Source organism: Sphingopyxis witflariensis (assembly GCF_002205635.1).
GTDB classification, from domain to species: Bacteria; Pseudomonadota; Alphaproteobacteria; order Sphingomonadales; family Sphingomonadaceae; genus Sphingopyxis; species Sphingopyxis witflariensis.
In genome coordinates this window covers 1-22,115 of the sequence record NZ_NISJ01000005.1, presented here as the reverse complement: position 1 = coordinate 22,115, position 22,115 = coordinate 1, and the positions used below count along the sequence as shown (strand labels likewise).

Annotated in this window: 23 protein-coding genes; 15 read left to right on the top strand and 8 right to left on the bottom strand. The window is 64.4% G+C overall.

Annotated elements, in window-relative coordinates; all coding sequences use genetic code 11:
* Position 1 precedes the first annotated feature (1 nt).
* The 12 genes from CDQ91_RS10610 to CDQ91_RS10555 are packed head-to-tail and all read left to right on the top strand — an operon-like array spanning position 2 to position 11,373.
* Positions 2–1,069, top strand: coding sequence for an NAD(P)H-dependent flavin oxidoreductase (locus CDQ91_RS10610; protein ID WP_088472710.1), 1,068 nt, complete (start codon positions 2–4; stop codon positions 1,067–1,069).
* 4 nt (positions 1,070–1,073) lie between these two features.
* Entirely contained in the window at positions 1,074–1,823 is a 750-nt protein-coding gene (locus tag CDQ91_RS10605) for an enoyl-CoA hydratase family protein (protein ID WP_088472938.1), read from the top strand.
* The gene (locus tag CDQ91_RS10600) at positions 1,823–2,998 is read left to right on the top strand and encodes an acyl-CoA dehydrogenase family protein (protein ID WP_088472709.1); all 1,176 of its coding nucleotides are present in this window, start codon (positions 1,823–1,825) and stop codon (positions 2,996–2,998) included. Before CDQ91_RS10605 ends, CDQ91_RS10600 begins: the two co-directional genes overlap by 1 nt.
* Positions 2,998–3,930, top strand: a complete 933-nt coding sequence (locus tag CDQ91_RS10595) for an acyl-CoA dehydrogenase family protein (protein WP_088472708.1) — start codon at positions 2,998–3,000, stop codon at positions 3,928–3,930. Before CDQ91_RS10600 ends, CDQ91_RS10595 begins: the two co-directional genes overlap by 1 nt.
* A gap of 9 nt (positions 3,931–3,939) precedes the next feature.
* Positions 3,940–5,091 (top strand): acetyl-CoA C-acetyltransferase, encoded by a 1,152-nt coding sequence (locus CDQ91_RS10590; protein ID WP_088472707.1) that lies wholly within the window; start codon positions 3,940–3,942, stop codon positions 5,089–5,091.
* Positions 5,091–5,999: an SDR family oxidoreductase gene (locus CDQ91_RS10585; RefSeq protein WP_088472706.1), complete on the top strand. Its 909-nt coding sequence runs from the start codon at positions 5,091–5,093 to the stop codon at positions 5,997–5,999. The genes CDQ91_RS10590 and CDQ91_RS10585 overlap by 1 nt, the downstream gene beginning before the upstream one ends.
* Positions 5,999–7,054, top strand: a complete 1,056-nt coding sequence (locus CDQ91_RS10580; RefSeq protein WP_088472705.1) for an acyl-CoA dehydrogenase family protein — start codon at positions 5,999–6,001, stop codon at positions 7,052–7,054. The genes CDQ91_RS10585 and CDQ91_RS10580 overlap by 1 nt, the downstream gene beginning before the upstream one ends.
* A complete protein-coding gene (locus CDQ91_RS10575) occupies positions 7,051–8,229 on the top strand; it encodes an acyl-CoA dehydrogenase family protein (protein ID WP_088472704.1) in 1,179 nt (392 codons plus the stop codon). Before CDQ91_RS10580 ends, CDQ91_RS10575 begins: the two co-directional genes overlap by 4 nt.
* On the top strand, positions 8,226–9,005 hold the full coding sequence (locus CDQ91_RS10570) for an SDR family oxidoreductase (protein ID WP_088472703.1): 780 nt from the start codon (positions 8,226–8,228) through the stop codon (positions 9,003–9,005). The genes CDQ91_RS10575 and CDQ91_RS10570 overlap by 4 nt, the downstream gene beginning before the upstream one ends.
* Positions 9,002–9,463 carry a MaoC family dehydratase gene (locus CDQ91_RS10565; protein WP_088472702.1) on the top strand — a complete coding sequence of 154 codons (462 nt, stop codon included), beginning with the start codon at positions 9,002–9,004 and terminating at the stop codon, positions 9,461–9,463. Before CDQ91_RS10570 ends, CDQ91_RS10565 begins: the two co-directional genes overlap by 4 nt.
* A 1-nt stretch (position 9,464) precedes the next feature.
* Positions 9,465–9,842 (top strand): nuclear transport factor 2 family protein, encoded by a 378-nt coding sequence (locus CDQ91_RS10560; protein ID WP_088472701.1) that lies wholly within the window; start codon positions 9,465–9,467, stop codon positions 9,840–9,842.
* A 1-nt stretch (position 9,843) separates the two neighbouring features.
* Positions 9,844–11,373, top strand: coding sequence for a FadD3 family acyl-CoA ligase (locus CDQ91_RS10555; RefSeq protein ID WP_088472700.1), 1,530 nt, complete (start codon positions 9,844–9,846; stop codon positions 11,371–11,373).
* Between the two features lie 161 nt (positions 11,374–11,534).
* On the opposite strand, the gene CDQ91_RS10550 is transcribed toward CDQ91_RS10555, so the two are convergent.
* Positions 11,535–12,287 carry an SDR family NAD(P)-dependent oxidoreductase gene (locus CDQ91_RS10550; protein ID WP_088472699.1) on the bottom strand — a complete coding sequence of 251 codons (753 nt, stop codon included), beginning with the start codon at positions 12,285–12,287 and terminating at the stop codon, positions 11,535–11,537.
* An 87-nt stretch (positions 12,288–12,374) separates the two neighbouring features.
* On the opposite strand from CDQ91_RS10550, the gene CDQ91_RS10545 reads away from it, so the two are divergent.
* Both CDQ91_RS10545 and CDQ91_RS10540 read left to right on the top strand, forming a co-directional pair.
* Complete coding sequence (locus CDQ91_RS10545; RefSeq protein WP_088472698.1) at positions 12,375–13,433, top strand: alkene reductase; 1,059 nt, start codon at positions 12,375–12,377, stop codon at positions 13,431–13,433.
* Between the two features lie 52 nt (positions 13,434–13,485).
* Positions 13,486–14,313, top strand: coding sequence for a TauD/TfdA dioxygenase family protein (locus CDQ91_RS10540; RefSeq protein WP_088472697.1), 828 nt, complete (start codon positions 13,486–13,488; stop codon positions 14,311–14,313).
* A 12-nt stretch (positions 14,314–14,325) separates the two neighbouring features.
* Here CDQ91_RS10540 and CDQ91_RS10535 read toward each other — a convergent pair whose 3' ends face one another.
* The 5 genes from CDQ91_RS10535 to CDQ91_RS10520 form a co-directional block, all read right to left on the bottom strand.
* The gene (locus CDQ91_RS10535; protein WP_088472696.1) at positions 14,326–14,874 is read right to left on the bottom strand and encodes a pseudouridine synthase; all 549 of its coding nucleotides are present in this window, start codon (positions 14,872–14,874) and stop codon (positions 14,326–14,328) included.
* Entirely contained in the window at positions 14,871–16,484 is a 1,614-nt protein-coding gene (locus CDQ91_RS10530) for an NAD(P)/FAD-dependent oxidoreductase (protein WP_088472695.1), read from the bottom strand. The genes CDQ91_RS10535 and CDQ91_RS10530 overlap by 4 nt, the downstream gene beginning before the upstream one ends.
* Before the next feature lie 126 nt (positions 16,485–16,610).
* Complete coding sequence (locus tag CDQ91_RS10525) at positions 16,611–17,234, bottom strand: TetR/AcrR family transcriptional regulator (protein ID WP_088472694.1); 624 nt, start codon at positions 17,232–17,234, stop codon at positions 16,611–16,613.
* A 10-nt stretch (positions 17,235–17,244) separates the two neighbouring features.
* The gene (locus CDQ91_RS21705) at positions 17,245–17,370 is read right to left on the bottom strand and encodes a 2Fe-2S iron-sulfur cluster-binding protein (protein ID WP_237245954.1); all 126 of its coding nucleotides are present in this window, start codon (positions 17,368–17,370) and stop codon (positions 17,245–17,247) included.
* A complete protein-coding gene (locus CDQ91_RS10520; RefSeq protein ID WP_237245933.1) occupies positions 17,370–18,035 on the bottom strand; it encodes a ferredoxin reductase domain-containing protein in 666 nt (221 codons plus the stop codon). Before CDQ91_RS10520 ends, CDQ91_RS21705 begins: the two co-directional genes overlap by 1 nt.
* Between CDQ91_RS10520 and CDQ91_RS10515 the strand changes: the two genes are divergently transcribed.
* Positions 17,998–18,825 carry a CocE/NonD family hydrolase gene (locus CDQ91_RS10515; RefSeq protein WP_088472937.1) on the top strand — a complete coding sequence of 276 codons (828 nt, stop codon included), beginning with the start codon at positions 17,998–18,000 and terminating at the stop codon, positions 18,823–18,825. The two genes, CDQ91_RS10520 and CDQ91_RS10515, sit on opposite strands and share 38 nt — an antisense overlap.
* Before the next feature lie 40 nt (positions 18,826–18,865).
* On the opposite strand, the gene CDQ91_RS10510 is transcribed toward CDQ91_RS10515, so the two are convergent.
* Both CDQ91_RS10510 and CDQ91_RS10505 read right to left on the bottom strand, forming a co-directional pair.
* Positions 18,866–20,149 (bottom strand): dihydrolipoamide acetyltransferase family protein, encoded by a 1,284-nt coding sequence (locus CDQ91_RS10510; protein WP_088472693.1) that lies wholly within the window; start codon positions 20,147–20,149, stop codon positions 18,866–18,868.
* Position 20,150: 1 nt separating this feature from the next.
* Entirely contained in the window at positions 20,151–21,875 is a 1,725-nt protein-coding gene (locus tag CDQ91_RS10505) for a transketolase (protein ID WP_237245932.1), read from the bottom strand.
* Between the last annotated feature and the right edge of the window lie 240 nt (positions 21,876–22,115).

The window sequence follows — 22,115 nt, the reverse complement described above, 5'->3', positions numbered from 1 at the left end:
TGTGAGCGACGTGCTGACCACCCCGCTAACCCAGGCACTCGGATGCCGCCTGCCGGTGATCCAGACCGCGATGGGCTGGATCGCGACCCCCGAACTGGTCGCGGCGTCGAGCAATGCCGGCGCGTTCGGCTTTCTCGCAGGCGCGGTGATGAAGCCCGCCGAACTCGGCGAAGCGATTGCGCGGCTGCGCGACCTGACCCCGCATCGTTTCGGGGTCAATTTCCACAGCTTCCAGCCCGGCGCGGCCGAGATCGTCGATCTGATCGTCGCAAACAGCGACCGCGTTGGCGCGGTCAGTTTCGGGCGCGGGCCCGATGCGAAAATGATCGGCCGTTTCAAGGACGCGGGCATCCTCTGCATCCCCACTGTCGGCGCGGTCAAACATGCCGAAAAGATGGTCCAGCTGGGGTGCGAGATGATCACGGTGCAGGGCGGCGAGGGCGGCGGTCATACCGGCGCGGTCGCGACGACCGTGCTGCTGCCGCAGGTGCTCGACGCGGTCGAGGTGCCGGTGGTCGCGGCGGGGGGCTTTGCCGACGGGCGCGGCCTCGCGGCGGCGCTGGCCTATGGCGCGGCGGGTATCGCGATGGGAACGCGCTTCCTGATGACCAGCGACAGCCCGATTCCCGATCGTTCGAAATCGGCCTATGTCCGCGCGGGCACCGGCGACATCATCGTCTCGACCAGGATCGACGGCATTCCGCAGCGGATGATCCTGACCCCCGCGATGCAGCGCATCGAGGCGTCGGGAAAACTCGCGATGTGGAAACGCGCGATCGAGGCGGGGTTTGCGATGAAGCGCCAGACCGGCGCCAGCTTCGGCGAACTGCTGCGCGCCGCGCGCGGCATGACCAGCCATGGCAACCTGTCGTTGCCGCAGGCGATGATGGCCGCCGCCGCGCCGATGCTGATCCAGAAAGCGGTGGTGGACGGCGACACCGAAAACGGCCTGCTCGCGACCGGGCTTGTCGGCGGGCGGTTAGGCGATTTGCCGAGCTGCGCAGAGCTTCTGACTTCGATCGAAAAGGATGCGCGTGCCCGCCTGGCCGCGCTGCGAGGACTGGACTGAACCCATGCCGATACATTGCACCATCAAGGACCGGATCGCCGAAATTGTCTTCGACGTCCCGCCCGTTAACGCCTTTGACAGCGAGACCTGGATGGCGATCCCTGCGATCGTCACCGCGGCGGCGAGCAATCCTGAGGTCAATTGCGTGCTGATCCGCGCCGAGGGCAAGGGCTTTTGCGGCGGGGTCGATATCAAGGAGATGCAGGCGCATCCCGAACGCATCACCATTCTCAATCGCGGCAATTATCTGACCTTCAAGGCGATCCGCGATGCCGAGGTTCCGGTGATCACCGCGGTGCATAAGTTCGTCATCGGCGGCGGCATCGGCATTTGCGGGGCCAGTGACAGCATCATCGCCGCCGACGACGCCTATTTCTCGTTGCCCGAGGTCGATCGCGGCGCGATGGGCGGGGCGTCGCACCTTTCGCGCATGCTGCCGCTGCACAAGGTACGCGCGGCTTTCTTCACCGGCGGCACGATCCCCGCTGAAGAGGCGTGGCGGCTGGGCGCGATCGAGAAGGTCGTGCCGCGCGCTGACTTGGAATCCGAAGCGCGCGCCTTTTGCGCAGTGATCGCGTCGAAATCGCGCAAGGCTTTGGTCATCGCCAAGGAGGCGCTGAACGGGCTCGAGGAACGCGACGTCGACCGCGGATACCGCTGGGAACAGGGTTTCACGCTCGAAATGTATATGCACGAAGACAGCCAGAAGTCGCGCGACGCCTTTGTCGATACGGGCAAGGCCGCGAGCTTCTGATGGACCTCGTCTATACCTCCGAACAACAGGATTTTCGCGCCGAAGTGCGTGCGTGGATGGACGCGCATGTACCCAAGGAGCCGCTGGACACGCTCGAATGCCGCGTTGGTTTCGATGAGCATGTCGTGTGGGAACGCACGCTCGCGAGCGGCAATTGGGGGATGGTGACCTGGCCCGAAGCCTATGGCGGGCGCGGGCTCGACCTGATCCAATGGCTGATCTTCGAGGAAGAATATTTCCGCGCCGGCGGCCCCAATCGCGCCAACCAGAATGGCATTTTCCTGCTCGGCCCGACGATCATGGAGTTTGGCACGCCCGAACAAAAGGCGCGCTTCCTGACCCCGATGGCGAAGGGCGAGACGATGTGGGCGCAGGCGTGGTCCGAACCCGGCGCCGGGTCCGACATGGCGGCGATCAGCAGCAAGGCGGTGCGCGCCAATGATTCTGGGGGCGATCACTATGTGATCAGCGGCCAGAAAACCTGGTCGAGCCGCGCCGCCTTTGCCGACTGGGGTTTCGGCATTTTCCGTACCGAAGACGGCAGCAAGCGCCACAAGGGGCTGAGCTTCATCCTGTTCGATCTGAACAGTCCCGGCATCACCCGCCGCCCGATCCGGCAATTGCACGGCGACACCGGCTTTGCCGAGCTGTTCTTCGACGAAGTGCGCGTGCCTGTCGAAAACCGCATCGCGGGCGAGGGCGAAGGCTGGAAGGTCGCGATGGCGACCGCGGGTTTCGAACGCGGGCTGATGCTGCGCTCGCCCGGCCGGTTTCAGGCGACCGCGAAGCGGCTGGTCGAGCTCTATCGCGAGCATGAAGCCGAGGCATCGCCCGCGGCGCGCGAGGCGGTAATGACCGCTTGGATGCAGGCGCAGGCCTATGCGTATAACACCTACGCCGTCGCCGCGAAGATCATGGCGGGCGGGTCGATCGGCGCCGAGGCGAGCCTCAACAAGATTTTCTGGTCCGAACTCGACCGCGCGATGCACCGCACCGCGATGCAATTGCTGGGCGCCGCAGCTGAACTTCGCCGCTTCGACGATGGCCGGATGAACCAGTGGCTGGAGGGCTATATCTTCTCGCTCTCGGGTCCAATTTACGCCGGATCGAACGAGATTCAGCGCAACATCACCGCCGAACGATTGCTCGATTTGCCCAGAGTGGGAGCGGGCTGATGGAATTTCTGCTCAACGAAGACCGGCTGGCGCTCGCCGAAACGGTGCGCGACTATCTGGCGGGGACGCATGGTCCCGACGTATTGCGCAGGCTTGACGCGGGCGACAATCGCGATCCCGCTATCTGGCAGGGCCTCGTCAATATGGGGCTAACCGGCCTGCTGGTTCCCGAGGAATTTGGCGGGCTCGGTCTTGGGTTCGTCGATGCGGCTTTGATCGCGCGTGAGTGTGGGCGCGCCTGTCTCGCCGAACCGCTGGTCGATACCGCCTTTGTTGCGGTGCCGTGGTTGCTGTCGCAGGGTGATACGGCGCAAATGGCCGCGATCGTTTCTGGAACGGCAAAACCGTCGGTCGCGCATCGCATCAATCCGTGGGTCAGCGATGGCGATGGCGCGGCGCTCGACAGCATCGATCCGCTGCGGAACCTGACGCGGCCCGTCGGCACATCGTCGTCGGACCCGCTGCTGCTCGATCTCGGCGCGCTGATGAGTGCAGCGCAGTTGGTCGGGCTCGCCGAGGCGATGCTCGACCAGTCGGCGGCCTATGCCAAAATCCGCACCCAGTTCGGTCAGCCAATCGGTGCGTTTCAGGCGGTGAAGCACCAACTCGCCACCGCTGCGGTGGCGATCGAATTTGCGAAGCCGGTGGTGTGGCGCGCCGCGCAGGCACTTAGCGATGGCCTCGTCAGCGCCCCGGTCCACATCAGCCACGCCAAGGTCGCGGCGAGCGACGCCGCGATCCAAATGGCCGAGACCGCGATCCAGGTCCATGGCGCGATGGGCTATACTTATGAGGTCGACCTGCATTTCTGGATGAAGCGCAGTTGGGCGCTCTCCGGAGCATGGGGTAGCCGCGCCTTCCACCTCAAACGCATCGACGACGCCGTGATCGGCGGGGGGCTGGAAATCGGCCCCGACCAAACATTCGCATAAGGAAATCTGATGGCCGAAGCTTATATCATTGACGCGGTCCGCACGCCGATCGGGCGCAAGAAGGGCAGCCTTGCGGGCGTCCATCCTGCCGACCTCGGCGCGCATCCGATCAAGGCGCTGGTCGCGCGCACCGGCATCGACGCGGGCGCGGTCGACGATGTCGTCTGGGGCTGCTGCGACACGATCGGGCCGCAGGCGGGCGACATCGGCCGCACCGTCTGGCTGGTCGCCGGATTGCCGCAACATGTGCCCGGCACGACGATCGACCGCCAATGCGGATCGTCGCAGCAGGCGGTGCATTTCGCCGCGCAGGGCGTGATGAGCGGGACGCAGGATCTGGTCGTTGCGGGCGGAAGCCAGGCGATGAACGCGATTCCGATCAGCGCCGCCATGTACGCTGGCGAACCCTATGGCTTCACCAACCCGTTCAACACCTCGCCCGGCTGGATCGCGCGCTATGGCGACGGGCTGCTCAATCAGATCAACTCGGCCGAAATGATCGCCGACAAATGGGGCATCAGCCGCGCCGAGATGGAGGAATTCGCCTTTGCCTCGCACCAGCGCGCGCAGGCCGCGACCGACGCGGGCTGGTTCGCCAATGAAATCGCGCCGCTCGAAGGCCTCGCGCAGGACGAGACGATCCGCCCCGGCACGACGCGCGAAGGACTGGCCGAATTGCGGCTGATTCAGGAAGGCGGCAAGATCACCGCGGGTATCTCCAGCCAGAATTGCGATGGCGCCGCAGCGCTGCTTATCGCGTCGGAGGCGGCGGTGAAGGCTCACAACTTCACCCCCCGCGCGCGCATCCACCATCTGTCGGTGCGCGCAGACGATCCGGTGTGGATGCTCACCGCACCGATCCCCGCGACCCAATATGCGCTGGCGAAGGCGGGAATGACCGTCGCCGACATCGACCTGTTCGAATGCAATGAGGCGTTCGCGAGCGTGCCGATGGCGTGGATGATGGAACTCGGCATCCCGCATGAAAAGGTCAATGTCCACGGCGGCGCGATCGCGCTCGGCCACCCGCTCGGCGCGACCGGCGCGCGGTTGATGACGACGATGCTCAATGGGCTTGAACGCACCGGCGGACGCTATGGTCTCCAGACCATGTGCGAAGGCGGTGGTCAGGCCAATGTTACGATAATCGAGAGGTTGTAATGACACTTTGCGAAGGACGGACCGTCATCATCACCGGCGCGGCGCGTGGGCTGGGCAAGGCTTATGCGCTCGGCTTTGCGGCCGAAGGCGCCAATGTCGTGATCAACGACATCGGGACATCGCTGGCGGGTGAGGGGCGCGACACGTCGGCGGCGGACGCCGTCGTTGCCGAAATCAACGCGGGCGGCGTCGGCAAGGCGATCGCCAATTATGAAGATGTCACCGACTGGGACGCCGCCAAGCGCATCGTCGATGCCGCGATTGCGGCGTTCGGCGACCTGCATGTCGTCGTGAACAATGCCGGGATCGTCCGCGACCGGATGTTCGTGTCGGCGACGCTCGACGAATGGGATGCGACGATGCACGTCCATCTGCGCGGTCATTTCTGTGTCAGCCGCCATGCGGTCGATTATTGGCGCGGGCAGCAGAAACAGGGCCATGCGGTTGACGCGCGGATCATCAACACGACGTCGGGGGCGGGGCTTCAGGGTTCGATCGCGCAGGCGGCTTACTCGACCGCGAAGGGCGGAATTGCGTCGCTGACGCTGGTTCAGGCGGCTGAACTCGGGCGTTACGGCATCACTGCCAATGCGCTAGCGCCCTCGGCGCGGACGCGGATGACCGAACAGGCGTTCGCCGACAAGATGGCGACTGAAGGCGATGCCTTCGACGTCATGGACCCCGCCAATATCGCGCCGACCGTCGTCTGGCTGGGCAGCAGCGAAAGCGCGCATGTCACCGGCTGCGTCTTCGAACTCGAAGGCGGCAAGATCATGCTGGAGGATGGCTGGCGCGAAGGGCCGCTGGTCGATGCCGGCGCGACATGGCGACCGTCGGACGTCGGCGGCGCAGTCGATGGGCTGCTCGCCGCGCGCACCGCGCCGCGCAAGGTGTGGGGAACCGCATAATGGATTTCGCACTCACCGACGAACAGGCGATGATCGCCGACACCGCGCGGCAGTTCTTTGCCGAAAATTCGACGAGCGCACGCACGCGGGGGGCGATGGCCGCCGATGGCGTCGACCGCGACCTGTGGCGCGCTTATTGTCAGGAACTGGGCTTTGGCGGGCTGTCGCTGCCCGAGGAATTTGGCGGCGCGGCGCTCGGTATGGTTGAATTTGCTACCGTCGCCGAGGCGGCGGGCGCGCAAGTGTCGGCGATCCCGCTGCTTGGTCAGGCGATGGCCGGCAGTGCGATCGCGGCGGGCGGCAGCGACGCGCAGAAAGGCGAATGGCTGCCGCGCATTGCGAGTGGTGAACTGATCGCGGTTGCCGCTGAGTGCGCTGACCTGAAAGCCGATGATGACATGTTGACGGGGCGCTGCGATTTCGTTGCGCACGGCAATGTTGCCGACATCCTGCTGGTGATCGCACCCGGTGGTGCATGGCTCGTCGAAACCGGGGCGAAGGGCGTCACGGTCGAAGCGCATCTGACGATGGATCAGACGCGGCCCTTGGCCACTATCATACTCGACCGCGCGGCCGGAACGCCGCTACCGGATGCGAGCGCAGCCGCTTCGGCGGCGCAGGACAGCGGCTGGATCTGCCTCGCCGCCGAGGCGCTCGGCGGCGCGCAGGCGTGCCTTGACCGCACCGTCGCTTACGCCAAGGAGCGCGTCCAGTTCGGCCGCGCGATCGGTAGTTTTCAGGCCTATAAGCACCGCCTTGCCGACATGATGGTCGAAATCGAACAGGCGCGCTCGGCGGTCTATTGGGCGGCCTGCACGGTCGATGAACAATCGGGTGATAGCGCGCTGGCGCTCCACGCGGCGAAGAGCTTTGCCGCCGACACCTATTTCAAATGCGCGGGCGACATGATCCAGCTTCACGGCGGCATTGGCTTCACCTGGGAACATGACGCGCATCTGTTCTTCAAGCGCGCGCGGTCGATCCAGACCTTGCTGAAAAACGGCAACTGGCACCGCGAACAGGTGGCCGCGATGATTTTGGGAGAAGCGGCATGAAACTCGGCTTCTCGAAAGCGGAGGAAGATTTCCGCGCCGAATGTGCCGACTGGCTGGACGGCCAGATGGCGGGCGAATTTAGCGATATCAAGGGCATCACGACGCTGACCGCCAAGGCCGAACGGCGCAAGGAATGGGAGCAACAGCTCGCCGCGCACAAATGGTCGTGCATCGGCTGGCCCGAAAAATGGGGCGGACGCGGTGCGACGCTCGCGCAGCAGGTGATTTTCGCCGAGGAATATGCCCGCGCCGGGGTTCCGGGCCGCGTCAACCATATCGGCATTGAACTCGCCGGTCCCACGATATTGACGTTCGGGACCGAGGAGCAGAAGGCGCGCTTCCTGCCCGATATTGCGGCGGGCAAGACGATCTTTTGTCAGGGTTTTTCCGAACCCAATGCCGGGTCCGACCTCGCCAGCGTGCGGACCAAGGCGCGGCTCGAGGGCGATGAATGGGTCGTCAACGGGCAGAAGATATGGACCAGCCTCGCGCATATTTCCGACTGGATTTTCGTCATCGCGCGCAGCGAGGAGGGATCGCAGGGCCCCAAAGGCCTGACCTTCCTGATGATGGAGATCGACCAGCCAGGAATCGACATTCGCCCAATCGAGCAGATCAACGGCGACGCCGAATTCAACGAGACCTTCTTCACCGACGCGCGCTGCGCCGCCGACAGTTTGATCGGCGCGCCGGGTGAGGGGTGGAAGATCGCGATGGGGCTGCTCGCGTTCGAGCGCGGGGTGTCGACGCTCGGCCAGCAAATGGGGTTCCGCAATGAACTCGATGAAATCATCGCTGCCGCCAGGGCCAATGGCAGCGCGAGCGATCCACTGATCCGCCAGCGGCTCGCCAAGGCCGAAATCGGGCTCCACCTGATGCGTTACGGCGCGCTTCGGATGTTGTCGAACAGCGACCATAGCAAGGTCGACGGCGCGGCGCTGACCTACAAGATCCAGTGGGCGAGCTGGCGCCGCTCGCTTGGCGAACTGGCGATGGACGTGTTGGGACAGGCGGGCGAGATTGGAACCGGTCCCGACTATGAATGGGACACGCTGCCCAACCTGTTCCTCTATTCGCGCGCGGACACGATTTACGGCGGCACCAACCAGATCCAGCGCAATATGATTGCCGAGCGCGCGCTCGGCATGCCGCGCGAACCCCGAGGTGTAGCATGAGCCTGATTCCGACATATCCGACCCCGCGCGATCTGGTGAAGGGAAAGACCGTCGTCGTCACCGCCGCGGCGGGCACCGGCATCGGCTTTGCCGTCGCCAAGCGTGCCGCCGAAGAGGGCGCGCGCGTCCTGATCAGCGATTTCCACGAGCGCCGCCTTGGCGAAGCTGCCGACCGGATCGCTACCGAAACCGGGCACCGTCCCGCGACCTGCATCTGCGACGTCACCGATCAGGCGCAGGTCGATGCGCTGCGCGATGCCGCGATTGCCGAGCTGGGACATATCGATGTGCTGATCAACAATGCCGGACTCGGCGGCGAAGTTTCGGTCGTCGATATGAGCGACGATCAATGGCACCGCGTCCTCGACGTTACGCTGAACAGCGTGTTCCGCATGACCCGCGCTTTCCTGCCGCACATGCAGGATCGCAAGAGCGGCGCGATCGTCAACAATGCCTCGGTGCTCGGCTGGCGCGCGCAAAAGGGGCAGGCGCATTATGCCGCGGCGAAAGCGGGCGTGATGGCCTTTACCCGATGTTCGGCGGTCGAGGCCGCCGAATTTGGCGTGCGGATCAACGCCGTCGCCCCCAGCATCGCGATGCACGCCTTCCTGGCCAAGGTGACGACCGACGAACTGCTCGACGAACTCGCGGCGCGCGAGGCGTTCGGGCGCCCCGCCGAGGTGTGGGAGGTCGCCAATGTCATGCTCTTCCTCGCCAGCGACCTCGCCTCCTACATGACCGGCGAAGTGCTGTCGGTGTCGAGCCAGCGGGCATGACCAAAATCTATGACAATCCACGCGATCTGATCGGTCAGGAAGGAACGGCGCTCGGCCCGACCGACTGGCTGACGATCGATCAGGAGCGCGTCGACGGCTTTGCCAAGGTGACCGGCGATCATCAATGGATCCACGTCGATGTCGAGCGCGCCAAAGCGGGGCCGTTCGGCGGCACCATCGCGCATGGCTATCTGACGATGAGCCTCGTCAATTTCTTCCTGCCCGACCTTGTCGAAGTGCGCGGTTTTGCCCATGCGGTCAATGTCGGCGCCGACCGGCTGCGCTTTCTGGCACCGGTCCCGGTCGGTGCCCGCATCCGCGCAGGTGGCGAGATTGTCGCGGTCGAGGAGGTCAAGGGCGCGATCCAGTCGATCGTCCGGGTCACCATCGAGATCGAGGGGCAGGACAAGCCCGCCTGCGTCGTCGATACGATCAGCCGCTATTTTCCGGAGAGCTAATATGTCTGTCACCGCCGCCGACCAGATTCAGGCCGTCGAAGCCTATATCGCCGCTTATGGCCGGGGCGACCTCGAGGGTGTCGTGGCCGTGTTCGCTGATAACGCGACCGCCGAGGATCCGGTCGGGTCGCCGCCGCTGGTGGGCAAGACCGCTATCCGCGACTTCATGGCGGTCGGCATTTCGATGGGCGCGCAATTGACGCTCGAAGGCCCGATCCGTTGTGCCGGCGACTATGCCGCCTTTCCCTTCGTGGTCACGCTTGACATCGAGGGGCAGGCGATGCGGATCGAAGTGATCGATATCTTCAAATTCGACGATGAAGGCAAGGTCGTCGAAATGCGGGCTTTCTTCGGTCCCGAAAATATGAAACCCGCCTGACATGTCCGCGCTGCCGCCGACCATCCCCCATCTCGCGCAATGGGGCGCGTCGCGTTTCGGCGATGCCCCGGCGATTTTGGATCGCGGCGAGCGCTGGAGCTATGCGCGGCTATGGCAAGAGGTCCGCGTCGCGGGCTCGGCATTGCTAGCGCGTGGTGTCGGACCCGGCGACCGCGTCGCGATCTGGGCGCCGAACGGCCGCGAGTGGATCGTCGCCGCGATCGCGGCGCAGGCGACCGGCGCCGCGATCGTCCCGCTCAACACGCGGCTGAAGGCGGCCGAGGCATCGGACATCCTGCGCCGCACGAACAGCCGCCTGCTGTTCACCGTCGGCGATTTTCTGGGCACCGATTATCCCGCGATGCTCGCGAAGGTTGACCTGCCCGACCTCGCCGAGATCATCTGTTTCGACCGCGAATGGGACGGCTTTGTCGCGACCGGCCGCGCCGACGACCCGCGCATCGATGCCGCGCTCGCGGCGCTCTCGCCCGATACGGTCAGCGACATCATGTTCACCAGCGGCACGACTGGCCAGCCCAAGGGTGTGGTGACGACGCACGGGCGGATCATCCCGATGTTCGCGGGCTGGATCGAGCTTGTCGGGCTCGAACCCGGTGATCCCTATCTGATCATCAACCCCTTCTTCCACAGCTTTGGCTACAAGGCGGGGTGGGTTGCGGCGCTGCTCGCGGGGGCGATGATCGTGCCGATGGCGGTGTTCGATGTCGCCAAGGCGATCGAGCATATCGAGCGCGACCGCATCGCCTTCATCCCGGGCGCACCGACCATTTATCAATCGCTGCTCGCCGAACTCGAAGGCCGGAAATTTGATTCATCCTCGCTGAAGAGCGCGATGACGGGGGCGGCATCGGTGCCGCCGTCATTGATCCGGCGGATGAAGGACGAACTCGGCTTCGACCGCGTGCTGACCGCCTATGGCATGACCGAGTGCACGACGATCACCGCCTGCCAGGCGGGCGATCCGCCAGAGCTCGTCGCGCGCAGCTGCGGCAAGGCGATCCCGGGGGTCGAGGTGATCGTCGCCGACGAACGGGGGCAGGAGGTTTCGCGCGGCGACACCGGCGAGATTTGCGTGCGCGGCTATGCCGTGATGCTCGGCTATCTCGATGACCCCGCTGCGACGGCGGAGGCGATCGACGGCGACGGCTGGCTGCACACCTGCGACATCGGGACGATGGACGCCGGAGGCTATGTCCAGATCACCGACCGCAAGAAGGACATGTATATTTCCGGCGGCTTCAACTGCTATCCGGCCGAGGTCGAGAAATTGATGGCTGAGCATCCTGACATTGCCAGTGTTGCGGTAATCGGGGTGCCTGATGAAAGGATGGGAGAGGTCGGGCGCGCCTTCATCGTGTTGCGCCCGCAGCGCAGCGTGACCGAGGCCGAAATTCTGGGCTGGGCGCGCGAGAATATGGCGAATTACAAGGTGCCGCGCAGTGTCGTGCTGCTGGATGAACTGCCGACCAATGCGTCGGGCAAGGTGCTGAAGACCGCGCTGCGGGGGTAGGGTCACCGCGCTCCACAAAAAAGCCGTTCGCCCTGAGCTTGTCGAAGGGCCGCTCTTTCTTTCAGGCGTCGAAAAGAAAGAAGAGCGGTGCTTCGACAAGCTCAGCACGAACGGGCTTTGGGCTTAAGTTGCGGAACCCAAGCCCCAGCCCCAGCCCCCAATCAACTCACCGTCGCGCCGCCGTCGATCACCAGCGGATGGCCCGTCACAAAGCTCGCCTGATCGCTGCACAGCCATAGCACCGCATGGGCAACTTCCTCGGGCTGACCCATGCGGCCCATCGGGGTCATCGCTTCCATCACTTTGCGCATCTCGGGGCTGCTGGCGACGCTGTCGGTCATCGGGGTCTCGATCACCCCGGGGCACACCGCATTGACGCGAATATTGCTGCGCGCCCATTTCAGCGCGCCGTGACGGGTCAAGCCGATCACGCCATGCTTCGTGGCGACATAGCCCGGCTGAACGGCGTTGCCGGTGAAGCCGTTGATCGACGCGGTGTTGACCATCGCGCCGCCACCATTGGCGAGCATCGCCGCCGCCTCTTCGCGCATGCAATGCATCACGCCGTCCAAGTTGATCGACACCGACCGGTTCCACACCGCCTCGTCCCACTCGTCGGCGGCCATATGGGTCACGCCGGCGTTGTTGTGGCCGAAATCGAGCCGACCATAGGTATCGACCGCGCGCTTGACGAGGGCCTTGACCGCATCGGCGTCGGCGACGTCGCAGGCCTGAAAAATCGCCTTGCCGCCCGCACTCTCGATCAGCCCGACCGTTTCCTCGCCGCCAGCGACATTGACGTCGCTGACCACGACTGACGCCCCCGCTCCTGCAAAGGCGAGCGCGGTGGCACGGCCGATGCCGCCGCTGGCGCCGGTGATCAGTGCGACTTTTCCGGAAAAATCATAGGTCATAGGCAATTCACTCTCCATTTGCGTAATATTTTTGCCAATGTATAACGCAATTGTCGAAAACATATAGCGTTAAAGATGGATTGTCGCATGATCGAGCCGCTTTTTGAACCGCGAACCTTGGGTGCGCTTGCTCTGCCCAACGCGATCGTCATGGCCCCCATGACCCGCGATCGCGCGGGGGCAGGCGATGTGCCGGGCGATCTGATGGTCGAATATTACCGCCAGCGCGCCTCCGCGGGGCTGATTATCACCGAGGGGGTTCAACCGAGCGCCGACGGCAAGGGCTATTGGCGCACCCCCGGCATCTGGTCGGTCGATCAGGTCGCGGGCTGGCACCGCGTCGCCGATGCGGTGCATGCTGAGGGCGGCCGTATCGTCATGCAGTTGATGCACTGCGGCCGTGTTTGCGTGCGCGCCAATAAGCAAGATGACAGCCGCACCATCGCACCTTCGGCCGTCGCCAGCGCCGATCCGGTGCCCGGCCCCGACGGCGTTCCCGTCGCCACCGAAACTCCCCACGCGCTGACCACCGACGAAGTGCGACAGGTCGTCGAGGAATTCGCCGCCGCCGCTCGCAACGCGCGCGCAGCGGGTCTCGACGGTGTCGAGCTTCATTGCGCGAGCGGCTATCTGCCGAACCAGTTTCTCAATCCGAACAGCAACCAGCGCCGCGACCAATATGGCGGATCGGCCGAAAACCGCATCCGCTTCGCGATCGAGATTCTCGGCGCGATGGCCGATGCGATTGGTGCCGACCGCGTCGGCTTCCGCATTTCGCCGCACAATCCTTATAACGACATGGCCGATGACGACCCGCAGGCGACCTTCATCCCACTGCTTCGCGAAGCCGACAAGCTCGGTCTGGCCTATGTCCATCTGGTCGACGTCGCCGATACGATCGGCTGGGTGCGCGAGAACTGGTCGGGCAATCTGATCGCCAACAATGGCCTGAAACCCGCCTCCGCCGCCGAACTGCTGCGCGGCGGGGCGGCGCAGGCGGTGTCCTTTGGCCGCTATTTCATCAGCAACCCCGACTTTGTCGCGCGCATCCGCGACGGCGCCGAACTCGCACGGGTCGACCGTGATCATATTTATACAGGGGAGGAGCGGGGTTACACCGACTATCCGGTGCGCCCGCCCGGCTGAGGATGCTGCCTGATAGCCCCATCATCGATGACAAGAGCGAGAGGGATTGGATATGAAAATTACACCGGCAAACGACGCTGTCGGCGCATTGGTCGACGATGTTGATATCAGGAGCATCGGGGACGCGGATTTTAAGGTGCTCCGGCAGGCCTTCTTCGATCATGGCGCGCTGTTCTTTCGTGACCAATCGTTGACGCCCGAAGACCATATCGCCTTCGCCGGACGTTGGGGCCCGATCAACATCAATCGCTTCTTCGCGCCGGTCGAGGGCTATCCGCAAATTGCACAAGTGTTGAAGGAAGCCGATCAGACCGCGAATATCGGCGGCGGCTGGCACACGGACCACAGCTATGACCAGGTGCCCGCGATGGGCTCGATCCTCTATGCGCTGGAAACTCCGCCGACCGGAGGCGATACGATGTTCGCCGGGATGCAGGCTGCTTATGACGGACTACCCGATGCAATGAAGAAGCGCCTCGATGGGCTGCGCGCGCGCCACGGAAATGCCCATGTCTTTGGCACCGCTTCGCCCTATGCCGCCGAGGTCGGATCGCGTTTCGGCAACGGCGAGAGCGCGGTGCAGGAGGCGGTTCATCCCGTCGTCCTCGCGCATCCCGAAACCGGTCGCAAGGGCCTGTACGTCAACCCGGCTTTCACGCTGGAGATTGTCGGTCTGGCCGAAAAAGAGGGCGCCGACCTGCTCGCGGAACTTTATGCGCATATCCTGCAGCCGCAATATCATTACCGGTTCGCCTGGCAGGATGCGTCGCTCGCGATGTGGGACAATCGGTCGACCTGGCATTATGCGATCAATGACTATCACGGCCATCGGCGCCACATGCACCGGATTACCGTCGAGGGTGTCGCTCTGGCTCGGTGAAAGGCGGGCTTTTTACGCTGCGCCGTGCTGCCATTGCCCCGGTGGTACGTCTTCGAGCGTCCAGGGGCCGATAGCCCAACGGATCAGCCGCAAGGTCGGATGACCGACGGCGGCGGTCATGCGGCGTACCTGGCGGTTGCGGCCTTCGGTGATCGTCAGTTTGATCCAGCAATCGGGTATATTTTTGCGAACGCGGATCGGCGGGTCGCGCGGCCATAATTCAGGGTCGGCGATGCGTTCGGCTTCGGCGGGGCGCGTCGGCCCGTCCTTCAACTGGACGCCGCCCCGCAGCATCGCCAGCGCGGCGTCGGCCACATCGCCCTCGACCTGTGCGAGATAGGTTTTGGGCATTTTATATTTGGGATCGGATATCCGCGCCTGCAGCCGGCCGTCGTCGGTCAGCAGCATCAGCCCCTCGCTGTCGAGATCGAGCCGCCCCGCCGGATAGACCCCAGGCACGTCGATAAAGTCGGACAAGGTCCGCCGGGTCGATCCCGCAGTGCCGCTATCGGTGAACTGGCTGAGCACGTCATAGGGCTTGTTGAACAGGATCAGCGTCATGGCTTCAGGCTTTGCGCGACCGCCTCGGCGACCTTGATGCCATCGACCGCCGCGGACAAGATGCCCCCGGCATAGCCGGCGCCTTCGCCCGCGGGGAAAAGCCCGCGGGTGTTCAGACTCTGCAAATCGTCCCCGCGGGTAAAGCGCACCGGCGACGAGGTGCGCGTCTCTACCCCGGTCATTACCACGTCGGGATGGTCATAGCCCTTGATCTGGCGCCCGAAGACCGGGATCGCCTCGCGCATCGCCTCTACCGCGAAATCGGGTAGGCATTGGGCCAGATCGGTCGGGGTCACGCCGGGGCGATAGGACGGGACGACGCTGCCCAGCGCGGTCGATGGACGCCCCGCCAGAAAGTCACCGACGCGCTGTGCGGGCGCGCGATAGTTCGAACCGCCCGCAACATATGCGAGCGATTCCCAATGGCGCTGGAACGCGAGGCCGGCGAGCGGATCGCCGGGATAGTCGCGCGCCGGGTCGATCGCGACGACGAAGCCCGAATTGGCGTTGCGCTCGTTGCGTGAATATTGGCTCATGCCATTGGTCGCGACGCGCCCCTCTTCCGACGTCGCGGCGACCACCGTGCCGCCCGGGCACATGCAGAAACTATAAACGGTGCGGCCGTTTTTGCAGTGGTGCGAGATATGATATTCGGCGGCGCCGAGGATCGGGTTGCCTGCATCCGCCCCGAAGCGCGAGGTGTCGATCCACGATTGCGGATGCTCGATCCGCACGCCGATCGAAAAGGGCTTCGCCTCGACATGGACCCCCGCCGCGTGGAGCATCGCGAAAGTGTCGCGCGCGCTGTGGCCGACGGCCAGGATGACGCGGTCGGCCTCGATATACTCGCCATCGCTCAGGTGAACGCCTTGGATGCAGCGCTCGCCCGATCCGTCGGTTTTGATGTCGAGCCCGTCGACCTTATGCTGCCAGCGATATTCGCCGCCGAGGCCCTCGATCGTCTCGCGCAAGCTTTCGACCATCGTCACCAGCCGGAAGGTGCCGATATGCGGGTGCGCTTCGGTCAGGATTTCGGGCGGCGCGCCCGCCTTGACGAACTCGGTGAGCACCTTGCGGTCGAGGTGCCGCGGGTCCTTGATCCGGCTGTAGAGCTTGCCGTCGGAAAAGGTGCCCGCGCCGCCCTCACCAAACTGAACGTTCGATTCGGGGTGGAGCACGCCGCGCCGCCACAGGTCCCATGTGTCCTTGGTGCGCTCGCGTACCACCTTGCCGCGGTCGAGGATGATCGGGCGGAACCCCATTTGCGCGAGGACCAGCCCGACGAACAGTCCGCATGGTCCCGCGCCGACGACGACCGGCCGTTTTACCCCCGCCGGGGCCTGCATGATGAATTTATAGCTGGTGTTCGGGGTTTGCTGGACGTTGCGGTCCTTGCGAAAGCGCGCGAGTACCGCGCTCTCGTCCTTCACATTGACGTCGACCGAATAGATGAGTTTGATGTTGGTCTTGTCCCGCGCATCATGCGCGCGCCGCGCGACGACGTGGCGGATGAGTTCGCGCGGGGAAATGCGCAGCCGCTTGCAGATTGCGGCGGGCAGCGCCTCCTGTGCGTGGTGCAGCGGCAGCGTGAGTTCGGTCAGGCGAAGCATGGTCCGCCTGTAGCGGGCATTCGTCGGCGCGCCAATCAATCACACCGGCCTGCACCGACAAAAGGATGGGCCCTCTGATCAACGCCTGATCAAAAGGGCGTTTGGAACGGGATGATAGGTCTGCGATCAGAATTTCGTCGACACTTGGCCCGCATTGGTCGGTGCCGGGCGGCCGAGGAATATTGCGATGGCCCGGTCCGCCAGCGCTTCCACCGACAGCGGTCCCTCGACGTCATACCAGGTGTGGGTCCAGTTGATCATGCCGAAATAGAGCATCGTCGATGCGCGGCGCTCGGCGCGGGTTTCCCCATAATGCGGACCGATGGCCGCCAGGACGTCGCCGACAATGTCCATCAGCTCGCGTTCGACGCGCACGACCTGGCGCCGCCGTTCGGCGGGAAGATAGTCCAGATCATTGACCAGCACCTTATGCCGGTCAGATGCGCCGACATAGGCGCGCAGAAAGCCGCGTGTTAGCTGCGCCAGCCGGTCGGCCGGATTGTCGGACGGGGCGGCCAGCACCTCATTGGTCATGCGCTGCAATGCCTCGACATGGTCGATCATGAGTTCGAAGAGGATGTCCTCCTTCGACCCGAAATAATGATAAAGCAGCGACTTGGACACACCGCTGGCGGCCGCGAGGTCGGAAATGGATGCCCCCAGATAACCGTGGCGGGCATAGAGTGCGGCGGCGCTGTCGAGCATCGCCTGACGGCGGTCGGCATAGTCCGGGGCTTGCGGTCGAGCCAATATTTTTCCCTTATGCGTCGTAGTCGAGGACAACCTCCTCCGTCAGCGGAACGGCCTGACAAGTCAATATATAGCCATTGGCGATTTCGTCGGAGGACAGGCCGTAATTGGCGGCCATGCTGACCTCTCCCTTGATCAGCCGCGCCCGGCAGGTCGCGCAGACACCGGCTTTGCAGGCATAGGGGGCGCAAGGCCAGCGGCGCGGGCATTGTCGAGGATGCTACCGTGCTGGCTTTCGAAGGCGAGGCGGCGGGTCCGGCCGTCCATCGCGATGACCAGCCGCCTGCCCGAAGCGGCTTCGCGTTCGCGCTCGATCTTTGCGGCCTCGGCGCCAGTGGGGCGGCCGGCGGTGAAGCGCTCGAGCATGATTGCCTCCGGCGCTACGCCGGCTTTGCACAGCGCGGTTTCGGCGGCATCCATCATGGGCGCCGGGCCGCAGATGAAGGCGGCGTCGATCCGGGCGGGGTCGACCAGTCCGTCAAACAATTCCGTCAGCTTCTTCTGATCTAACTGGCCGTTGAACAGGGGGGCTTCGACATCATCTTCATCCTGCAGGAAATGATGCACCGCCAGTCGGTCCATATAGCGGTTCTTGAGCGCCGCCAGTTCCTCGAGGAACATGATCCCCGAACTCAGCCGGTTGCCATAGAGAAGCGTGAAGCGGCTGTCCGTTTCCTCGATCAGCGCGGTCTTGATGAGCGCGAGGATCGGTGTGATGCCCGACCCGCCCGCGATGCCCAGATAGGAGCGGGCTTGCCCTGCCTTGAACGGCCAGGTGAAGCTGCCGTGCGGCGGCAGCACGTCGATCCTTTGTCCCGCCGTCAGCGTCCTGTTAGCCTATCTCGAAAAGGGCGCGCAGCCGGTGCGGACGCAAAAGGAACTCGTCTATTATGTGGTGGGCTCAAAAAACTGGCGGACGACGACGGTCTGGCCGCCCGTCGGCACCCGCAGTCAGCGCTATTATTTCAGCCCCGATCACCGCCTCAGTCCCAAGGCGCCAACCGGGCGCAAGGGGGCGGACGCCTATACCGTTGATTATGAGGCGGGGACGGGAAGCGAAACCCGCTGGACCACGCAATTGGGATATCGCGACGTCTTTTATGGCGACCGGAGAGAGGCGGATAATCGGCCTTTGCTCTACACATCGCCGCCGCTTAAAAAGGACATGGAGATCACCGGATATCCGAAGATCACCCTGCAAATGTCGTCGTCCCACAAGGATGGGGCGGTGATCGTCTATCTGGAGAGCGTGGCGCCCGATGGCCGGGTCACGATGATCACCGAGGGGGCCCTGCGCCTGTCGAGCAGGAAGAGCCCGGGACCGCGGCCCGGCGGCACATCCTTCGGCCCCGAGCACAGCTTCCTGCGCGCTGATGCGCGCGACATGGTGCCGGGCGTCACCGACATGGTGTCGCTCGCGCTGCTTCCTACGTCGGTGATGGTGCCGAAAGGCCATAGTTTGCGCGTGGCCATTGCGGGGCACGACAAGGACAGCTTCTATCGCCTCCCCGCATCCGGAACGCCGGTCTTGAAGATCGAGGCCAATGCCGTGAAGCAATCCTTCCTCGATCTGCCGGTTCTTACGCCCTGAGCATGGGCGCGGCCGCGGGGCGCACAGTCGCGCGCGGCGTTCAAATGAGAAGCTGCAGCGGTGTCTCGACGAGTTCGCGAAAGGCCCGCATGAATTCGGCCGCGACCGAGCCGTCGATCGCGCGGTGATCGAAACTGGCGGTCGCGGCCATGACCGTCGCCAGCTTGATCTCGCCATCGACCTTCCACGGCTGCTCGATGCCCGCAGCGGCGCCGAGGATCAGCGCCTGCGGCGGATTGATCACCGGGAACATCTCGTCGATCCCGAACATGCCGAGGTTGGACAGCGAGACGGTGCCGCCTTCATAATCTCCGGGTGTCAGCCTGCCGTCGCGTGCCTTCGCAGCGAGGGCTTTGCTCTGCGTTGCGATCGCCGAGAGCGACAGCGAGCCCACGTCGCGCAGCACCGGCGTGACGAGCCCGCCGTCGATTGCGACAGCCATCGACACGTCGACGCGTGCGAAGCGATGAAGCACGTCGCCGCCGAACTGGACATTGGCATCGGGAACCTCGTGCAGCGCCAGTGCCAGCGCCTTGATAAGAAGGTCGTTGACCGACAATTTTAATCCGCTGGGGGCAAGCGTCGTGTTGAGTGTCCCGCGAAGCGCGAGCAGCGGGTCGAGATTGCAGCGTGCCGTCAGGTAAAAGTGCGGGACGGTCTGCTTGCTCTCGCTGAGCCGCCGCGCGATCGTCTTGCGCATCGAGCTCAGCTTCACCGTCTCGACCGGAACACCCGCGGGGGGAGGTGCGATGCCCGTGATAGCGGTGGGCGCGGCCATGGAAGGGGTGGCAGGCGCCGCCAATAGTGAGGAAAGACCGAGATCGCCCCGAACGATCCGGCCGTTTGGACCCGTCCCCGCAATGGCGGAGAGGTCAATGCCTTTCGCATTGGCGATACGCGCCGCGAGCGGGCTGACTTTGATCCGGTCGGCGGGGGGTTGGCGCAATGACGGCGCGGGTGCGCAATCGGTCAATTGCGGCGGCGGCATGGGTGCGGCGGGCGCGACCGGCGGAGCGGCGTCTGTCGGCGTGGGCGACAGGGCCGGTGGGGGAGCGGACGGCGCCGGAACCGCCTGGGCTTCATCCGCCCCGGCGAGCAGGGCGATCACGGTTCCCACCGCAACGTCGTCGGTTCCCTCGGCAACGACCAGCTTCGCAATCCGTCCCTCATCGACCGCTTCATATTCCATCGTCGCCTTGTCGGTCTCGATCTCGGCAATCAGGTCGCCCGCTTTGACCAGATCGCCTTCGGCCACGAGCCATTTGGCGAGCGTGCCCTTTTCCATCGTCGGCGAGAGCGCCGGCATCATCAGTTCGATCGCCATGTCAGTTTCCCAGGAAGAGTTCGGCCGCAGCATCGACGATCGCTTCCGCGTCGATCCGGTACAGGTCGTAAAGGTCGGGCGCGTCGCCGGTCTGGCCGAAGCGGTCGGTCCCGAGCGGACTCACGCGGTTGCCGCTGACGCCGCCGATCCACGACAGCGCTGCCGGAGAGCCGTCGAGCACCGTGACAAGCCCGGCGCCGGGCGCGAGGGATGCGAGCAGCTTTTCGATATGGCTCGGTTCGGGTGCGCCGCCGGTCCAGCGCGCCGCGCGCCGCGCCGACCAGCCGCGATGGAGAAGGTCAGGCGAGGTGATGTTGAGGAGGCCGATGTCGGGCATATCCTCGCTCAATATCTGCCAGGCGGCGAGGGCTTCGGGCGCGATGACACCGGTGAAGACGATCGCGGCCTCGGCGTCCGGGCCCGGGTACTTCAGCCAATAGCCGCCTTTCAGCGCATCGGCTTGCCACGCCGTGTCGGTCCGTTCGACCTGCGCGATCGACCGGGTCGACAGGCGCAGATAGACCGAGCTGCCATCGGGCTGCTGCATATGGTCGAAGGCGTGCCGCATCAGCAGGGCGACCTCATCGGCAAAAGCGGGCTCATAATAGTCGAGGTTCGGCTGGCCCATGCCGATCAGCGGGGTGTTTACCGACTGGTGCGCGCCGCCTTCGCCGGCGAGGGTGATCCCCGAAGGCGTGCCGACGAGCAGGAAGCGCGCGTCCTGATAGCAGCCATAGTTTAGCGCATCGAGGCCGCGCGAAATGAAGGGGTCATAGACTGTCCCGACCGGGATCAGTCGCGTCCCGAAGTGCGGCGCGGCGAGGCCGAGCGAGGCGAGCAGCAAGAAGAAATTATTCTCGGCGATGCCGAGTTCCATATGCTGGCCCGCCGCATGCTGGGCCCATTTTTGCGCCGAAGGGATCTTCGCCTTCTGGAACACATCGGCGAGTTCCTTGCGCCGGAACAGCCCGCGCTGGTTCACGAACGCCCCGAGGTTCGTCGTCTGCGTCACGTCGGGCGCGGTCGTCACGATCCGGTCGGCGAGCGGCGCGCCCGATTTGGCGAGGTCCAGCAGGACGCGGCCGAATGCTGCCTGGGTCGACTGTTCCGTGCCCTCGGGGGCTGGCAGGATCGCCGGAACCGGCACGGTCTCCAACGCGCCCTCGCGAAGTTTGCGCGCGATCGGGCTGTCATCGACGAAGGCCTGCAGCCGCGCCGCGACATTGTCGCCGACACCGCTCCATTTTTCCCACTCGCTGCCCTCGGCGATGTCCAGACTGTCGCGGAATTGATGAATCTGGTTCGTGTTCATCATGCCCGAGTGATTGTCCTTGTGCCCGGCGAGGGGCAGGCCATGACCCTTCACCGTATAGGCGATGAAAAGTGTCGGGCGGTCGTCGTCGGCGCTATCAAAGGCTTCGATGATCGTCTCGATGCAATGGCCACCGAGGTTGGTCATCAACTGCGCCAGCGCATCGTCGTCGAAGCTGGCGAGCAGCTTCTTCTCATGCGGTTTGTCGCCAATGTCGGCAATCAGCCGTGCGCGCCACGCGGCGCCGCCCTGATAGGTCAGGACGGCGAAGTCTGCATTGGAACAGCCGTCGATCCATTGCTGCAACGTCTTGCCGCCCGGACGCGCGAAGGCCTGTTGCTGCAATTTCCCATATTTGAGCGTCAGCACCCGCCAGCCGCAGGTCTCGAAAATATCGTCGAAACGGTCGAACATGCGATCGGCGGTCGTTGCGTCGAGCGACTGGCGGTTATAGTCGACGATCCACCAGCAATTGCGCAGATCATGCTTATAGCCCTCGATCAGGCATTCGTAAATATTGCCCTCGTTGTGGATCGGCGTGCAAAAAGGACCCCGTTAGCGGGGTGATCGGCGTCTAAAAGGGACCCCTCATTTCGATGGTTTAAGCAGCCGGCTGGATTTTCAGGCGGCGAGATCGGGATGTTGGTTTTGGAG

Excerpts from the sequence above, each read along its gene's own strand:
- CDQ91_RS10530 (WP_088472695.1), bottom strand. The coding sequence starts at position 16,484 with ATGCTTCGCCTGACCGAACTCACGCTGCCGCTGCACCACGCACAGGAG.
- CDQ91_RS10510 (WP_088472693.1), bottom strand. The coding sequence starts at position 20,149 with ATGGCGATCGAACTGATGATGCCGGCGCTCTCGCCGACGATGGAAAAG.
- CDQ91_RS10575 (WP_088472704.1), top strand. The coding sequence starts at position 7,051 with ATGAAACTCGGCTTCTCGAAAGCGGAGGAAGATTTCCGCGCCGAATGT.
- CDQ91_RS10585 (WP_088472706.1), top strand. The coding sequence starts at position 5,091 with ATGACACTTTGCGAAGGACGGACCGTCATCATCACCGGCGCGGCGCGT.
- CDQ91_RS10560 (WP_088472701.1), top strand. The coding sequence starts at position 9,465 with ATGTCTGTCACCGCCGCCGACCAGATTCAGGCCGTCGAAGCCTATATC.
- CDQ91_RS10535 (WP_088472696.1), bottom strand. The coding sequence starts at position 14,874 with ATGACGCTGATCCTGTTCAACAAGCCCTATGACGTGCTCAGCCAGTTC.
- CDQ91_RS10540 (WP_088472697.1), top strand. The coding sequence starts at position 13,486 with ATGAAAATTACACCGGCAAACGACGCTGTCGGCGCATTGGTCGACGAT.
- CDQ91_RS10600 (WP_088472709.1), top strand. The coding sequence starts at position 1,823 with ATGGACCTCGTCTATACCTCCGAACAACAGGATTTTCGCGCCGAAGTG.
- CDQ91_RS10555 (WP_088472700.1), top strand. The coding sequence starts at position 9,844 with ATGTCCGCGCTGCCGCCGACCATCCCCCATCTCGCGCAATGGGGCGCG.
- CDQ91_RS10505 (WP_237245932.1), bottom strand. The coding sequence starts at position 21,875 with ATGTTCGACCGTTTCGACGATATTTTCGAGACCTGCGGCTGGCGGGTG.
- CDQ91_RS10580 (WP_088472705.1), top strand. The coding sequence starts at position 5,999 with ATGGATTTCGCACTCACCGACGAACAGGCGATGATCGCCGACACCGCG.
- CDQ91_RS10550 (WP_088472699.1), bottom strand. The coding sequence starts at position 12,287 with ATGACCTATGATTTTTCCGGAAAAGTCGCACTGATCACCGGCGCCAGC.
- CDQ91_RS10545 (WP_088472698.1), top strand. The coding sequence starts at position 12,375 with ATGATCGAGCCGCTTTTTGAACCGCGAACCTTGGGTGCGCTTGCTCTG.
- CDQ91_RS10565 (WP_088472702.1), top strand. The coding sequence starts at position 9,002 with ATGACCAAAATCTATGACAATCCACGCGATCTGATCGGTCAGGAAGGA.
- CDQ91_RS10595 (WP_088472708.1), top strand. The coding sequence starts at position 2,998 with ATGGAATTTCTGCTCAACGAAGACCGGCTGGCGCTCGCCGAAACGGTG.
- CDQ91_RS10605 (WP_088472938.1), top strand. The coding sequence starts at position 1,074 with ATGCCGATACATTGCACCATCAAGGACCGGATCGCCGAAATTGTCTTC.
- CDQ91_RS10570 (WP_088472703.1), top strand. The coding sequence starts at position 8,226 with ATGAGCCTGATTCCGACATATCCGACCCCGCGCGATCTGGTGAAGGGA.
- CDQ91_RS10590 (WP_088472707.1), top strand. The coding sequence starts at position 3,940 with ATGGCCGAAGCTTATATCATTGACGCGGTCCGCACGCCGATCGGGCGC.